Raw genomic sequence first — 13,723 nt, forward strand, 5'->3', positions numbered from 1 at the left:
GACAATGATGGCGACGCCAATGACACAATCATCCCCATGACGGTACGCCTGAAACCGCTGCGCAAGAACCATGGCTGGACGCTCGAAACCCTGGCCGAGCGCACCGGCCTGACCAAGAGCTACCTCTCCAAGGTCGAGCGCGGTGTCTCGGTGCCGTCGATTGCCGTGGCGATGAAGCTGGCGCAGGCACTTGGCGTGCCTACCGAAGACCTGTTTGGCGAGGCGGCGTCATCCGCTGCCATCACCATCGTGCGGGCGGGGGAACGCACGCGCGTTGGTAACGCCGGCACGCAGCCGCTGTATGAGGGGATCGCCACGCAGCGCAGCGGCAAGACGCTGCTGCCGTTCATGATCTATCCGCCAGCCGATTTCAGCGCGTCGCCGTTCAAGGAGCACGACGGGGAGGAGTTGCTGTTCGTGCATCGCGGCGAGGTGGAGGTCGCGTTTGCCGGGCAGACCGTGCTGCTGGCCGTTGGCGATTCGGTGGTGTTCGATGCGTGCATTCCGCATCGGACGCGTTCCGTGGGGGCAGAGCAGGCCGAGGTGCTGGTCGTCGTCAGTGCTCCGAATGCAGCAAGCTAAACGCCACTTAAATCAGTCTTTAGAAACTTGCATCGGCATCCCCTCGAAAAAACGGGCTCGGGGGGATGCCACTTCTGCAGCACTTCACTAAGATCGCTCCCCACAAACGCCGTGTCAGCGTCATGCGGCACCCATAACAAGATCAGGGAGTGAGTAGTGCGAAAGCCAATGTTGCAGTTGGCTGCGGCATGCATTGCCGTAGCCGCCCTCGGCGCGTGTGCGCCGATGGTATCCACCGCACCGGCCACACTGGCCATCGATAGCGCGACAAGTCCGTCGCACCTCCAACTGAAAACGCCAACCGAGATCCGCCTGGAGACGGGCTATACGCGCACGCTCGCGGCAGGCTCGAACTGGCAGCGTGTGGGCTCGCTGTCCCAGGGCGCAGTCTATCGCCCGGTCGGCACGATCTTCACGATCGAAGGTCGCCAGGTTCACGAGGCCTACCTCGTTATCGCTGATCAACGTCTGGTCGGGTTCTATCTGCCGGGCGAGCAGGCGTATTCCCCGCTTTCCAAAGCCGTTCCAATCACAACAGGAGAACCACAATGAAGGGAGTTTTGCGCGCACTGGCTTCGGCCATTGGTATCACCGTCCTCATGGCCGGGTGCGCCTCGGGCGTGAAGTATTCCGAGATGGCCTCGACCATCCCGACCCTCAAGCAGGATCAGGGCCGCGTGTATTTCTTCCGCTCGTCGTCGCTGATCGGCGCCGCACTGCAACCGGACATCAAGCTCAACAGCGAAGTGGTCGGGCAGTCCAAGCCGGGTGGCTTCTTCTTCGTGGACCGTCCTGCCGGCAAGTACGTTGTGTCGACGGCAACCGAGACCGAGAAAACGCTGAGCTTCGCGCTGGATGCGGGCGAAACCAAGTACGTGCGTACCTCGCCGTCGCTGGGCCTGATCGTGGGTCGTGTGGTGCCGGAACTGGAAACGCCGGAAAAGGCGCAGTCCGAACTGCCGTCGCTGAGCTTCGCGCCGAACGAGCCGCCAGCGGCCAAGAAGTAACGAAACCAGTAACGAAACCGCAGCAACAAAAAAGCCCGCTGGAAAGCGGGCTTTTTTTCGGCAGGGCAGGCTTATTCCGATGCCTTAGAACGCGAGAACGGCGTCGTGATCTTGAGCATTTGCACGAAGGCCTTCGGGTTGCCGGCCAGGATTTCGCCTTGGTCCAGGTAGCCGGCTTCGCCGCAGTAATTACCGACCAGGCCGCCCGATTCCGTGATCAGGAGTGAACCGGCCGCCATGTCCCACGCGTTGATGCCCTGCTCGAAGAAACCGTCGAGACGACCGCAGGCCACGTAGGCGAGGTCCAGTGCGGCAGCGCCCGGGCGGCGCAGGCCGGCGCAGTTCTCGGTCATGGTGGCAAACAGGCGGGTGTAGTCGTACAGGCCTTCCATGTCGCGGTACGGGAAGCCGGTGCCGATCAGGCAGTCAGCCAGCTTGTCGCGACGTGTGACGCGGATGCGGCGGTTGTTCAGGAAGGCGCCCGCGCCCTTGGAAGCAGTGAAGAGTTCATCGCGCGTCGGGTCATACACCACGGCTTGCGTGACGACGCCACGCTGCATCAGCGCAATTGACACACAATATTGCGGGAAGCCGTGGATGAAGTTGGTGGTGCCGTCCAGCGGGTCGATCACCCAGACGTTTTCGCTCACGGTTTCGCCGTCGGCCCAGGATTGGCCGGACTCTTCCGCTAGAATCGCGTGATCGGGGTAGGCAGTCTTGATGACTTCGATGATCGCGGCTTCAGCCGCGCGATCGACTTCGGTGACGAAATCGTTGTGTTGTTTGCGCTCGGTGCGCAGGCTATCGACGTCGAAGGACGCGCGATTGATGACGGTACCGGCCTTGCGAGCAGCGCGGACGGCGATATTGAGCATCGGATGCATGACGGATCTCCGCGTCAGTGCGCTTTTGGCAACTGACGAACAACACAGCGAATTGTAGAAGAACGAGCGGCGGGCCAATCACACGATCCTGCCCGCCGTCAAAAGAGTGGCCGTATTGTATATGAACCCCGCTTCCAGCGTCCTGGAAAACCCATCGAACGCCGCACCCGCTGACCCGGAAACGTTGTCCCGGCGCGCCGCACGCTGCCGTTTCGTGCTGGTCGAGACCAGCCATCCAGGCAATGTCGGATCCACAGCACGCGCGCTCAAGACCATGGGGTTTGGTGAGCTAGGCAGTTTCGTGCTTGTCCGCCCGCGCGAGGCCGATGCCCAGTCCCACGCCGATGCCGTTGCCATGGCAAGCGGCGCAGACGATGTGCTGGCCGGTGCCCGAGTGGTCGATGACATTGGCGAAGCATTGGCTGGTGCGTCTCTCACGATTGCCTTGACGGCCCGCCCACGCGAGTTCGGCCCACGCCGCATCGGCCCGCGTGCTGCGGCAGAAGAGGTGGCTGCCTTGCTGGCCGCGCCGGACACCGCGGTTGCCTTCGTCTTCGGCAACGAGCGCTTTGGTTTGCCGAACGAGGTGGTGGAGCGCTGCCACGTCGTTACGCACATTCCCGCCAATCCTGCGTATGCCTCGTTGAACCTGTCGCAAGCGGTGCAGTTGATTGCGTACGAGGTGCGCATGGCGCTGCTGGCCGACACCGGCACGAGCGACACGCGCATGGAAGGCGTCGGCTTTGTCGGCGAGCCGGCCACCGCCGAGCAGATCGACGGCATGTTCGAACATCTGGAGCAGGGCCTGGTTGAGATCGGTTTTCTCGACCCCGCCCAGCCGAAGAAGCTGATGCCGCGCTTGCGGCGTCTGTTTGCGCGCACGCAGTTGGAGACCGAGGAGGTCAACATTCTGCGCGGGATCGCCAAGCGCATGCTTGGCCGCCGCGGCGAGGCGGTCGATATGGCCAAGGCGCCGACCGGCGCAGCCGACGACTGTCGCTGACCCCTTTCGAAAGCCGCCACAGTGAGGCGGCATCCTCCTGCATGTCGGGCTAAAACCCTTGCCGTAGAAGGCCAAGGGAATGCCTTACACTGCCCTCAGCGCATTGCGCATATCGATATAACGATCCACCCACACCACCAAGATGTTCACACGCATTCGCGAAGATATTGCCGCCATCATGGAGCGAGACCCGGCCGCGCGCAGCCGCTGGGAAGTGTTGACCTGCTACCCAGGTCTGCACGCCGTCATCGTCCATCGGGTCGCGCATGCGTGTTGGCACGGCGGCTTCAAGCTGCTGGGGCGGTGGTTCTCGCATCTCGGGCGTTTCCTGACCGGCATCGAGATCCACCCGGGTGCGACCGTCGGCCGGCGTGTGTTCATCGATCACGGCATGGGTGTCGTGATCGGAGAGACGGCAGAGATCGGCGACGACTGCACGATCTACCAGGGCGTGACGCTGGGCGGTACCTCGCTGTACAAGGGCGCCAAGCGCCATCCGACGCTCGGCAAGGGCGTGGTGGTGAGCGCGGGCGCCAAGGTGCTCGGCGGCTTTGTCATTGGCGATGGCGCGCGCGTTGGGTCCAACGCGGTGGTGCTCAAGCCGGTGCCACCGGGTGCGACAGCGGTGGGTATTCCGGCGCGCATCATCGAACGCGATGTGGCGGCCGAGGCCCAGTCTGCGCTCAAGCAGGAGTTCTCGGCCTACGGCATCACGCCGGATGCGGATGATCCGGTGTCGCTGGCGCTCAAGCGATTGATCGACCACAGCGAACTCCAGCAGGAGCGTATCGAGTCGATTCTCTCGGCGCTCGATCGCCTGGGCGCGCATCTGGAAAACTCGCCGAACGATCCGTTTGATGCGAGCGAGCTGAAGCGGATGCTGAAGTAAGGGAAGGGCGGGGGATGGCGCGAGGTTACGTCAACCTATGCCGTCACTTGTTCAACCGTTAGCGCACCGTCCTGCAGTTTGAGAAAACTGCCGCGCGGTTGCGCTTGATCGAAATCCCAGTCTGAGAGCACCCAGCGTTCACCGCTCGGCTCGTGATGTAACTGCGGGCGGTGCGTGTGGCCGTGGATCAGCGTGGTTGTGCTTGTGGCCTTGAACAGCGCGTCGACGGCTTCGGGCGCCACGTCGCCCATCATCGCTGCGGCGCGCGGCTCGCCTGCCACGTTGGCTGACATGGCGCGGCCGGCTTCGCTTTCGGCGCGCATCTTCTGCGCGATCTTCAGCCGCCAGCGCAGCGGCATCGTCAGGAAAATCCGTTGCACCCAGCGCTTGCGCGTCCAGTGGCGGAAGCGCATGTAGGCCGTGTCGCGCGTGCAGAGGGCATCGCCGTGGGCGAGTGCGATGCGTTGTCCATCGACTTCCAGCACGCTGGGGTCGGGCAGCAGCGTCGCGTGCGCGGCGGTCAGGAAGCGTTTGCCCAACAGGAAGTCGCGGTTGCCGTGCATGAACAGCACGCGCGTGCCCGCCTCCGCCAGTTCGGCGAGCAGGTTAGCGATGTGCCGGTGGAACGGATCGGCCAACTCTTCATCGCCGACCCAGTATTCGAAGAAATCACCCAGGATGACGAGCGTGCGTGCCTCGCGGGCACGCGTGCGCAGGAAGTGCTCGAACGCGGCGGCGGTGGCCGGCATGCTGGCCGTCAGGTGCAGATCCGAAATAAAAAACACCGGCCCGGAAACCCGGACCGGTGTCTTCAGCGCGGAGGCCTGTGAGGCGTGCGCTGCGTCACTCATTCGATCACTTCAGCGCTTTCGATGATCACGTCTTCCATCGGCACGTCCTGGTGGAAGCCGCGGTTGCCCGTGCGCACCGAGCGGATCTTGTCGACCACGTCCATGCCTTCGGTCACCTTGCCGAACACGGCATAGCCCCAGCCTTGCGGCGTTGGCGAGGTGTGGTTCAGGAAGTCGTTGTCGACCGTGTTGATGAAGAACTGGGCCGTGGCCGAGTGCGGATCGTTGGTGCGTGCCATGGCAATGGCACCGCGCTCGTTCTTCAGGCCGTTGTTGGCTTCGTTGTCGATCGGGGCCTTGGTCGGCTTTTGGCTCATCTTCTCGCCCGGCTCGAAGCCACCGCCCTGGATCATGAAGCCCTTGATGACGCGGTGGAACACCGTGCCGTTGTAGTGACCGTCCTTCACATAAGCGACGAAGTTGGCAACCGACTTGGGTGCCTTTTCGGCGTCCAGGGCCAGGGTGATGTCGCCGTGGTTGGTGTGCAGCTTGACTTGGGTCATGGTGAGTTCCTTGGGTAATGCGGAATACGTGGCTTGGGTGTTGCTCGGGCGTTACTTGGTGACGACGGTGGCCGATTCAATCGTGATCGGCTTCACGGGCACATTCTGGTGCGGGAACTTGGTGGTGGTTTCCACCGCCTTGATCTTGTCGATGGTGTCGGTGCCATCGACCACCTTGCCGAAGACGGTATAGCCGTAGCCGTCCTGACCAGGGTAGTTCAGCATGTTGTTATCGACCACGTTCACATAGAACTGCGCGGTGGCGGAGTTCGGGTCCATGGTGCGAGCCATGGCGATCGTGTACTTATCGTTCTTCAGGCCGTTCTTTGATTCGATCTCGACCGGCGGGCGGGTGTCCTTCTGCTTCATGTCGGGCGTGAAGCCGCCGCCCTGGATCATGAAGCCGTCCATCACGCGGTGGAAGATCGTGCCCTTGTAGAAGCCGTCCTTTACGTACTGCAGGAAGTTGGCGACGGTTTTGGGGGCCTTGTCCGGATAGACCTCGACGGTGAAGTTGCCCATCGACGTCTTGAACTGCACACGCGGCGCCGGTGTGGCGGCCGCGGCAGCGGACACGGCCAGTGCGCATACGAGCCCGGCAAAGAGAGAACGGATACGGAGCATGGTCTAGAGGAGAGAGAGCTTGGGGGTGGGAAAACGGGGCGGCCGCTTCTTGTGGTTACTTGGCCGGTTTGGCGCTCACGCTGCTGGCGGCGGGTGCCACCACAGCAGGTGCGGCAGGCTTTGCGGGTGCAGCCGCCGGGCGCACACCCGGCACATTGGGCAAGGCATCGAGACGGGCGCGCGCAGTGGCGTTCTTGGGATTGAGCTTGAGCGCGCCTTGATAGGACTGCGCGGCCAGGCGGACATAGACATCGCCGAGGTTGGCCTGCGCCTGCGCATTCTCCGGTGCCACGCGGCTCGCCATGATGAGGCTGTCGCGGGCGCGCAGCAGTTCACCGCGTTCTGCATAGAGTGCAGCCAGGTTGATGTACGGCTCGGGCAGCTCGGGGAAATCCTGCGTCATCTGGCCGAACGCGACGATGGCGTCGTCGCCGCGGCCCAGGCCGGCAAGCGCCACGCCGCGCTGGAAACGGGCCTGCGCGTTGCGCGGTTGTTCGGTGATCTCCTTGTCCAGTTCCGTCAGGGCCTGGGTGTATTGCTTCTTGGCGAGCCAGTCGTCAATGCGCTTCTGGCGCGCGACCTGCGGCTGCTGCTGGGTGCTGGGCGTCAGATCGGCCGGCAGGGCAATGCCGGCGGTCTGGGCAAAGGCGGGCGCAGCTGCCGTGGCCAGCAGGGCGCTTACGACGGCAGCGCACAGGGTTGCAGCGTGCGGGGTTACAGCGCGATCTCGCAGCGGTCTGTTCATGAGAATCGGTTCCGTTATACTCCGCCGCATTCTAACAAACCGTCTTTGTGCGCAGCAGCGGCAATGCGCACCGGAAAAGGTTCTTGGCGGGAAGCAGCGAGGCACGTTGGTCGCCCGCCTCGTCGGCCCTGTTCATGCAGTTCCGGTAAGATATGCCGCTGGTTTTACAGTGCGTCGCCAGCCGACGCTCTGCGCCCGCCGGCATCCAGCCCAGTACCTCAGTACGTGGCGGCGCACCGAATCTCCCGACACCGCTTCATGGAATCACTCAAGATCTATAACACGCTCGCGCGTGAGAAACAGACGTTCGTCCCCATCGAGCCCGGCCGCGTGCGTATGTACGTGTGCGGGATGACGGTGTACGACTACTGTCACGTCGGGCATGCGCGGGTGGTGGTGGTGTTCGACATGGTGCAGCGCTGGCTGCGCGCGTCGGGCTACGACGTCACGTACGTCCGCAACATCACCGACATCGACGACAAGATCATCAAGCGTGCGGTCGAGAACGGCGAGACCATGAGCGCGCTCACCGGCCGCTTCATCGATGCGATGCACGAAGATTTCGCCGCGCTCGGTACGCAGCGCCCCGATCACGAGCCGCGCGCCACCGAATACGTGCCGCAGATGCTGAGCATGATCGGCAAGCTGCAGACCAACGGTCTGGCCTATCAGGCGACCGACGGTGATGTGAACTACGCGGTGCGCAAGTTCCCTGGCTACGGCAAGCTTTCGGGCAAGTCGCTCGAAGACCTACGCGCCGGCGAGCGCGTCGATACCAACGACGCCAAGCGCGATCCGCTGGACTTCGTGCTGTGGAAGTCCGCCAAGGCTGACGAGCCGGCTGAATCGCGCTGGGCCTCGCAGTGGGGCGAGGGCCGCCCGGGCTGGCATATCGAGTGCTCGGCCATGAGCTGCGAACTGCTGGGTGAGCATTTCGACCTGCACGGCGGTGGCGCCGACCTGCAGTTCCCGCATCACGAGAACGAGATCGCCCAGTCTGAAGGCGCGACCGGCAAGACGTTCGTCAACACGTGGATGCACAACGGCTTCGTGCGCGTGAATGACGAGAAGATGTCGAAATCGCTCGGCAACTTCTTCACCATCCGTGACGTGCTGAAGGTGTACGACGCTGAAGTCGTGCGCTTTTTCATCCTGCGCTCGCACTATCGCAGCGACCTCAACTACAGCGACGCTCACCTGGATGATGCCCGTCACGCGCTCACGCGCCTGTACACGGCGCTCAAGGACGTGTCTGCCGCTGCTGATGCCAAGCCCGATTGGAGCGAGCCGCACGGCAAGCGCTTCCTCGAAGCGATGAACGACGACTTCAACACGCCAGTGGCGGTGTCGGTGCTGTTCGAGCTGGCAAGCGAAGTGAACAAGACGCGCTCGCCCGAGTTGGCCAATCAACTGGCGGCGCTGGCGGGTGTGATGGGCCTGCTGGGGCGCGATCCGCATGCCTTCCTTCAAGGCGGCGTGACGGCCGATGGCCTGGATGCGGCTGAAGTGGAGGCACGTATCGAAGAACGCCGCGCCTCCAAGGCCGCGCGTGACTTCGCGCGCGCAGATGCCATTCGTGCCGATCTGCTGGCCGCCGGCATCGTGCTGGAAGACAAGCCGGGTGGCGTGACCGAGTGGAGACGCGCATGAACGCGGTGGCCAAGAAAGCCAGCGCAGTGCGCAGTACGGTTGCCAAGAAGGCGCCGGCCGTGAAGGCACCTGCAAAGAAGGTGGACGCCAAGAAGGTCGACGGCGTGGCCAGCAAGACGGTGGCCGCCAAGAGCACGACCATCAAGGCTGGCAAGGTTGCCAAGATCGTCGAAAAGGTGTCAGCCAAGCGCGCGCCCGCATCGAAGGTGCCCTTGCCAGAGGCGCTCGCCACCAACGAGCCGGTGCCGGCCGAGGTGGTGTTGTCCGGGCCGCCCGAGTATTGGCTGGAGGCCTGTGCTGACCTGATGAAGCGCGACCGTATCCTGCGCAAGATCATTCCCGCGTATGGTCCGGCGCACCTGGCGTCGCGCGGCGATCCGTTCGTTACGCTGGCGCGGTCGATTGTCGGTCAACAGATTTCGGTCAAGGCGGCGCAATCCGTGTGGGAGCGGGTGGTGGCTGCGTGCCCCAAGCTGGTCCCTGCGCAGTTCCTGCGCGCCGGGCAAGAGAAGCTGGCGGGTTGTGGCCTGTCCAAGCGCAAGGCCGAGTACATCCTCGATCTTGCCGATCACTTCCGCAACGGCACCGTACACGTCGCCAAATGGGCCGAGATGGACGACGAGGATGTGATTGCAGAACTCACGCAGATCCGCGGCATCGGCCGCTGGACGGCGGAGATGTTCCTGATGTTCAACCTGATGCGCCCGAACGTGCTGCCGCTGGATGACATCGGGCTGATCAACGCAATCTCACAGAATTATTTCAGTGGCGAACCCGTCACTCGCAGCGAAGCGCGCGAAGTGGCAGCTAACTGGGAACCGTGGCGCACAGTGGCCACCTGGTATATGTGGCGCAGCCTCGACACGGCGACCACCTATTGATCTGTTAATTTCGATGAAACGCGCAGCGTCGATCGGTGGTCAAAATCCGGTAGAATGCGCGCCTTCAAGAGCCTTTCAGAAGATCCATGAAAACAACCTTCCTGGAGTTCGAGCAGCCGATCGCAGAACTTGAATCGAAGATCGAAGAGCTTCGATTCGTTCAAGACGATTCCGCTGTCGATATTTCTGAAGAAATCTCCCGCCTGGCCTCCAAGAGCCAGCAACTCACCAAAGATCTGTACGCCAACCTGACACCTTGGCAGGTCGCACAGATCGCCCGGCACCCGCAGCGTCCATACACGCTCGACTACGTCCGCGAAATCTTCACCGACTTCCACGAACTGCACGGCGACCGCACCTTCGCGGACGACCTGTCGATCGTGGGCGGTCTGGCACGCTTCAACGGCCAGCCTTGCATGGTGATCGGTCACCAGAAGGGCCGCGACACGAAGGAGCGCGCGCTGCGCAACTTCGGCATGTCCAAGCCCGAGGGCTACCGCAAAGCCAAGCGCCTGATGGAGTTGGCCGACAAGTTCGGTCTGCCGATCTTCACCTTCGTCGATACGCCGGGCGCATTCCCGGGCATTGATGCGGAAGAGCGCGGCCAGTCCGAGGCCATCGGTCACAACCTGTTCGTGATGGCTGGCCTGAAGGTGCCCCTGATCGCCACCATCATTGGTGAAGGCGGTTCGGGTGGTGCGCTGGCCATCGCCATGGGCGATTCGGTGATCATGCTGCAATTCGCCACGTATGCCGTGATCTCGCCGGAAGGCTGCGCATCGATCCTGTGGAAGACCGCCGAGAAGGCACCGGAAGCCGCCGAGGCGATGGGTCTGACGGCACACCGCCTGAAGGCGCTGGGCCTGATCGACAAGATCGTCAACGAGCCGCTGGGTGGCGCGCATCGCGATCCTAGGGGTATGGCTTCGATGCTCAAGCGCGCGCTGGCTGAATCGCTGCGCCAGTTCCAGGGCATGAAGACGTCGGAACTGCAGGCACGTCGTCACGAGCGCCTGATGGCTTATGGCAAGTTCAAGGAAACCGAGGGTCGCTGATTCGTCAGCCCGGCTGGTCGACAAGGTCGCACAACGCGTTGCCGCGTGTGCGGCCTTTGTTGTTTCTGGCGAGGTGCCGACGGTCGCGATTGCCTTGTCGGGTGGGCGTGATTCTGCGGCGCTGCTGCACGCGTGCGCCGTGTGGCGAGATGCTGGCGTGCCTGTGCGCCTCGTTGCCTTGCATGTCCACCATGGTTTGCAAGCGGATGCGGATGCCTGGGAAACTGCCTGTGCTCGCATGGCCCAAGCAGCGGCTGCTGAGTTTCATGCGCGCCGTGTGATCGTTGCGGTTGATGCCGGGCGTGGCGTGGAAGAGGCCGCGCGCGAGGCCCGCTATGCCGCACTCGCTGACCTGTGCGCGCAGGCCGGTGCCACGATTCTGCTCACTGCGCATCATCTGGACGATCAGGCCGAGACCATCTTGCTGCAACTGATGCGTGGCGCCGGCCTCGATGGCCTTTCCGCCATGCCGATGACTCGCGCGAGTTGCGTCACGTTGCTGCGCCCATGGCTTGATGTGCCGCGCAGTGACATCGAGCAGTACGCTCACACTCACGCGCTCGCGTGGGTCGATGATCCTTCCAATGAAGATTCGCGTTACGCACGCAATGCGCTGCGGCCGCTGCTGGCGGGCATGGCCGGGCATTTCCCCGGCTATCGGGAGGCGCTTGCACGCAGCGCTGCCCATCTGGCGGATGCTGCAGCGTTGATCGAAGAAATTGCGCAGGCGGATCTGGCGCAGGTCGCTTCAACAGATGAACTCGACGTGGCGGCGCTGGCCGCGCTATCCGCGCCGCGTCAGCGAGCGGTGCTGCGGGCGTGGTTGACACAGGCGGGTATGCGTGCGCTGTCCGCGCGCCGCCTTGATGATCTGCGCACGCAACTGATCGATGCACGTGACGATGGCGCGCTGTGCATCGAATTGCCGGCCGGGCAAGTCAGACGCTATCGCGGCGCTGCGTGGATTGAGTCAGGGGTTGGCGATGCGGCCACGCCAGCACCTGTCGCACTTGATGCTGGGCGGTTCGACCCGGCACGGCGGACCAGTCAACGTGTGAGTGTGGCTGAGTGGGGCGGGGCGCTGGTGTTTTCACCTGTGGCCGCAGACGGTATCGCTGAGCAAATCCTGCAAGCGCCGCTGGCGTTGGCGCCTCGTCGTGGCGGAGAGCGCATCGTGCTGCGTCCGGGTGGGCCATCGCGCGCACTCAAACAGGCCTATCAGGAGGCTGGCATTCCGGCTTGGGAGCGCCGGCGTTTGCCACTGCTCTACGCTGGCGAAACACTGGTTTTTGCGGCTGGACTGGGTATCGACCGGGCAGCCGCAGGCAGCGGCCCCGGCTGGCAGATCGCGTGGTTGTCGGCCACCCAAGGTGCTTCCTGATACACATCTTCACTGGCGAATTGCTTGCCGATCGATGCAAATTGCTGTATTTTCAAAAGCTTTTGCACCGTTCCGCCTCCTCTCGATCTTTCCAAGATGGCTCTCATCGTTCACAAGTACGGTGGCACCTCGATGGGTTCAGTTGAACGCATCAAGAATGTCGCCAAGCGCGTTGCCAAGTGGCACCGTGCCGGTCACCAGATCGTGGTCGTTCCGTCGGCCATGTCCGGCGAAACCAACCGCCTGCTGGGTATGGCCAAAGAGATTGCGGCCCAACCCGACCCGCGTGAACTCGACATGATTGCCTCGACCGGCGAGCAGGTGAGCGTGGGCTTGCTGGCCATCGCGCTGCATGCCGAAGGCATCGACGCCCGCAGCTATACCGGCTGGCAAGTGCCGGTGAAGACCGATTCGGCCTACACCAAGGCCCGCATCCAGTCGATCGACGACGCGCGCGTGCGCGTTGACCTCGACGCCGGCCGCGTGGTCGTCATCACCGGTTTCCAGGGTATCGATGGCGAAGGCCACATCACCACGCTCGGCCGTGGCGGTTCGGACACCTCGGCCGTGGCGGTTGCCGCTGCGCTCGAAGCCGACGAGTGCCTGATCTATACCGACGTCGACGGCGTCTACACGACCGACCCGCGCGTGGTGGACGACGCCCGCCGCCTGGACAAGATCACCTTCGAAGAGATGCTGGAAATGGCCAGCCTCGGCTCCAAGGTGCTGCAGATTCGCTCGGTGGAGTTTGCCGGCAAGTATCGCGTGAAGACCCGCGTATTGTCGTCGCTGACTGACCCGCTGATGTCGCTCGACGTCGAGATGAACTCGGGCACGCTGATTACTTTTGAGGAAGATTCGAACATGGAAGCCGCCGCCATTTCCGGCATCGCCTTTGCCCGCGACGAAGCCAAGATCACCGTGATCGGTGTGCCGGACAAGCCCGGCATCGCGTATCAGATCCTGGGTCCGGTTGCCGACGCCAACATTGACGTCGACATGATCATCCAGAACCAGTCGGTGGAAGGTAAGACGGACTTCACCTTCACCGTGCCGCGCGGCGAATATCAGCGTGCCCTGGCGATCCTGAACGACAGCGTGAAGGGCCACATCGGTGCCGCCAGCGTGTCGGGTGACCCGAAGGTGTCGAAGGTGTCGGTGGTGGGTGTGGGCATGCGCTCGCACGTGGGCATCGCCAGCAAGATGTTCCGCACGCTTTCGGAAGAGGGCATCAACATCCAGATGATCTCCACCTCGGAAATCAAGATTTCGGTGCTGATCGACGAGAAGTACATGGAGCTGGCCGTGCGCGCGCTCCACAAAGCGTTCGAGCTGGATCAGGCGTAATCGACTGAGCCGGTACCGGGTGGCCGGGGTGGCGACCCCCGGGAGCCACAGATTCTCACCACGTTGTCATGCAGTTGTCGTTGACCGGATGGGGTGAAGTAGCTAGAATACGCGCTTCGTCGCACGGGCTCCTTCGTGCGACGGTCAGTTTGGGAGACGTGGCCGAGAGGTCGAAGGCACTCCCCTGCTAAGGGAGCATCCGGGCCAAAACCTGGATCGAGGGTTCGAATCCCTCCGTCTCCGCCAGCAATGGCGGAACAACCCCGGAAGATCGCGGTCTTCCGGGGTTTTCTTTTTTCTGCGGCCGGTTTCTCTCAGATG

General features: G+C 63.1%; 15 protein-coding genes and 1 tRNA gene. 11 read left to right on the forward strand and 5 right to left on the reverse strand.

The genetic code is table 11. From position 1 onward, the window contains the following. The first annotated feature begins 36 nt into the window (after positions 1 to 36). The 3 genes from ACS13N_RS13655 (at position 37) to ACS13N_RS13665 (ending at position 1,589) form a co-directional block, all read left to right on the forward strand. Positions 37 to 582, forward strand: a complete 546-nt coding sequence (locus ACS13N_RS13655) for a helix-turn-helix domain-containing protein (protein WP_438932134.1) — start codon at positions 37 to 39, stop codon at positions 580 to 582. Positions 583 to 738: 156 nt separating this feature from the next. Next, on the forward strand, positions 739 to 1,134 hold the full coding sequence (locus ACS13N_RS13660; protein WP_438932135.1) for a hypothetical protein: 396 nt from the start codon (positions 739 to 741) through the stop codon (positions 1,132 to 1,134). After that, positions 1,131 to 1,589 carry a DUF2846 domain-containing protein gene (locus ACS13N_RS13665; RefSeq protein WP_438932136.1) on the forward strand — a complete coding sequence of 153 codons (459 nt, stop codon included), beginning with the start codon at positions 1,131 to 1,133 and terminating at the stop codon, positions 1,587 to 1,589. The genes ACS13N_RS13660 and ACS13N_RS13665 overlap by 4 nt, the downstream gene beginning before the upstream one ends. A gap of 71 nt (positions 1,590 to 1,660) precedes the next feature. Here ACS13N_RS13665 and ACS13N_RS13670 read toward each other — a convergent pair whose 3' ends face one another. Further along, positions 1,661 to 2,473 (reverse strand): inositol monophosphatase family protein, encoded by an 813-nt coding sequence (locus tag ACS13N_RS13670; RefSeq protein ID WP_438932137.1) that lies wholly within the window; start codon positions 2,471 to 2,473, stop codon positions 1,661 to 1,663. Positions 2,474 to 2,594: 121 nt separating this feature from the next. On the opposite strand from ACS13N_RS13670, the gene ACS13N_RS13675 reads away from it, so the two are divergent. Further along, positions 2,595 to 3,476 (forward strand): RNA methyltransferase, encoded by an 882-nt coding sequence (locus ACS13N_RS13675; protein ID WP_438932138.1) that lies wholly within the window; start codon positions 2,595 to 2,597, stop codon positions 3,474 to 3,476. 142 nt (positions 3,477 to 3,618) lie between these two features. After that, positions 3,619 to 4,365, forward strand: coding sequence for a serine O-acetyltransferase (cysE, locus tag ACS13N_RS13680; RefSeq protein ID WP_438932139.1), 747 nt, complete (start codon positions 3,619 to 3,621; stop codon positions 4,363 to 4,365). Between the two features lie 35 nt (positions 4,366 to 4,400). On the opposite strand, the gene ACS13N_RS13685 is transcribed toward cysE, so the two are convergent. Genes ACS13N_RS13685 through ACS13N_RS13700 form a run of 4 tightly spaced genes read right to left on the reverse strand, consistent with a single transcriptional unit; the run spans position 4,401 to position 7,088 of the window. Then, on the reverse strand, positions 4,401 to 5,216 hold the full coding sequence (locus ACS13N_RS13685; protein WP_438932140.1) for a UDP-2,3-diacylglucosamine diphosphatase: 816 nt from the start codon (positions 5,214 to 5,216) through the stop codon (positions 4,401 to 4,403). After that, positions 5,213 to 5,719 carry a peptidylprolyl isomerase gene (locus tag ACS13N_RS13690; RefSeq protein ID WP_438932141.1) on the reverse strand — a complete coding sequence of 169 codons (507 nt, stop codon included), beginning with the start codon at positions 5,717 to 5,719 and terminating at the stop codon, positions 5,213 to 5,215. Before ACS13N_RS13690 ends, ACS13N_RS13685 begins: the two co-directional genes overlap by 4 nt. Before the next feature lie 51 nt (positions 5,720 to 5,770). Continuing rightward, positions 5,771 to 6,343, reverse strand: a complete 573-nt coding sequence (locus tag ACS13N_RS13695) for a peptidylprolyl isomerase (RefSeq protein WP_438932142.1) — start codon at positions 6,341 to 6,343, stop codon at positions 5,771 to 5,773. 55 nt (positions 6,344 to 6,398) lie between these two features. Next, positions 6,399 to 7,088, reverse strand: coding sequence for a hypothetical protein (locus tag ACS13N_RS13700; RefSeq protein ID WP_438932143.1), 690 nt, complete (start codon positions 7,086 to 7,088; stop codon positions 6,399 to 6,401). Positions 7,089 to 7,346: 258 nt separating this feature from the next. On the opposite strand from ACS13N_RS13700, the gene cysS reads away from it, so the two are divergent. The 6 genes from cysS to ACS13N_RS13730 all read left to right on the forward strand — a co-directional run bounded on the left by cysS (position 7,347) and on the right by ACS13N_RS13730 (position 13,648). Next, positions 7,347 to 8,738, forward strand: a complete 1,392-nt coding sequence (cysS, locus tag ACS13N_RS13705) for a cysteine--tRNA ligase (RefSeq protein WP_438932144.1) — start codon at positions 7,347 to 7,349, stop codon at positions 8,736 to 8,738. Next, positions 8,735 to 9,619: a DNA-3-methyladenine glycosylase 2 family protein gene (locus tag ACS13N_RS13710; RefSeq protein WP_438932145.1), complete on the forward strand. Its 885-nt coding sequence runs from the start codon at positions 8,735 to 8,737 to the stop codon at positions 9,617 to 9,619. The genes cysS and ACS13N_RS13710 overlap by 4 nt, the downstream gene beginning before the upstream one ends. A gap of 86 nt (positions 9,620 to 9,705) precedes the next feature. Beyond that, positions 9,706 to 10,674 (forward strand): acetyl-CoA carboxylase carboxyltransferase subunit alpha, encoded by a 969-nt coding sequence (locus tag ACS13N_RS13715; RefSeq protein ID WP_438932146.1) that lies wholly within the window; start codon positions 9,706 to 9,708, stop codon positions 10,672 to 10,674. Next, complete coding sequence (gene tilS / locus ACS13N_RS13720) at positions 10,643 to 12,055, forward strand: tRNA lysidine(34) synthetase TilS (RefSeq protein ID WP_438932147.1); 1,413 nt, start codon at positions 10,643 to 10,645, stop codon at positions 12,053 to 12,055. Before ACS13N_RS13715 ends, tilS begins: the two co-directional genes overlap by 32 nt. A 96-nt stretch (positions 12,056 to 12,151) precedes the next feature. Next, positions 12,152 to 13,402 (forward strand): aspartate kinase, encoded by a 1,251-nt coding sequence (locus tag ACS13N_RS13725; RefSeq protein ID WP_438932148.1) that lies wholly within the window; start codon positions 12,152 to 12,154, stop codon positions 13,400 to 13,402. A gap of 152 nt (positions 13,403 to 13,554) precedes the next feature. Continuing rightward, positions 13,555 to 13,648 (forward strand) — tRNA-Ser (locus ACS13N_RS13730). Positions 13,649 to 13,723: the final 75 nt, after the last annotated feature.

Source organism: Ralstonia sp. 24A2 (assembly GCF_051783885.1).
Lineage (GTDB): Bacteria > Pseudomonadota > Gammaproteobacteria > Burkholderiales > Burkholderiaceae > Ralstonia.

What these genes read in the sequence shown, in the direction of transcription:
- ACS13N_RS13655 (WP_438932134.1), top strand. Translation starts at nt 37, where the DNA reads ATGACGGTACGCCTGAAACCGCTGCGCAAGAACCATGGCTGGACGCTC.
- ACS13N_RS13665 (WP_438932136.1), top strand. Translation starts at nt 1,131, where the DNA reads ATGAAGGGAGTTTTGCGCGCACTGGCTTCGGCCATTGGTATCACCGTC.
- ACS13N_RS13670 (WP_438932137.1), bottom strand. Translation starts at nt 2,473, where the DNA reads ATGCATCCGATGCTCAATATCGCCGTCCGCGCTGCTCGCAAGGCCGGT.
- ACS13N_RS13675 (WP_438932138.1), top strand. Translation starts at nt 2,595, where the DNA reads ATGAACCCCGCTTCCAGCGTCCTGGAAAACCCATCGAACGCCGCACCC.
- cysE (WP_438932139.1), top strand. Translation starts at nt 3,619, where the DNA reads ATGTTCACACGCATTCGCGAAGATATTGCCGCCATCATGGAGCGAGAC.
- ACS13N_RS13685 (WP_438932140.1), bottom strand. Translation starts at nt 5,216, where the DNA reads ATGAGTGACGCAGCGCACGCCTCACAGGCCTCCGCGCTGAAGACACCG.
- ACS13N_RS13690 (WP_438932141.1), bottom strand. Translation starts at nt 5,719, where the DNA reads ATGACCCAAGTCAAGCTGCACACCAACCACGGCGACATCACCCTGGCC.
- ACS13N_RS13695 (WP_438932142.1), bottom strand. Translation starts at nt 6,343, where the DNA reads ATGCTCCGTATCCGTTCTCTCTTTGCCGGGCTCGTATGCGCACTGGCC.
- ACS13N_RS13700 (WP_438932143.1), bottom strand. Translation starts at nt 7,088, where the DNA reads ATGAACAGACCGCTGCGAGATCGCGCTGTAACCCCGCACGCTGCAACC.
- cysS (WP_438932144.1), top strand. Translation starts at nt 7,347, where the DNA reads ATGGAATCACTCAAGATCTATAACACGCTCGCGCGTGAGAAACAGACG.
- ACS13N_RS13710 (WP_438932145.1), top strand. Translation starts at nt 8,735, where the DNA reads ATGAACGCGGTGGCCAAGAAAGCCAGCGCAGTGCGCAGTACGGTTGCC.
- ACS13N_RS13715 (WP_438932146.1), top strand. Translation starts at nt 9,706, where the DNA reads ATGAAAACAACCTTCCTGGAGTTCGAGCAGCCGATCGCAGAACTTGAA.
- tilS (WP_438932147.1), top strand. Translation starts at nt 10,643, where the DNA reads ATGGCAAGTTCAAGGAAACCGAGGGTCGCTGATTCGTCAGCCCGGCTG.
- ACS13N_RS13725 (WP_438932148.1), top strand. Translation starts at nt 12,152, where the DNA reads ATGGCTCTCATCGTTCACAAGTACGGTGGCACCTCGATGGGTTCAGTT.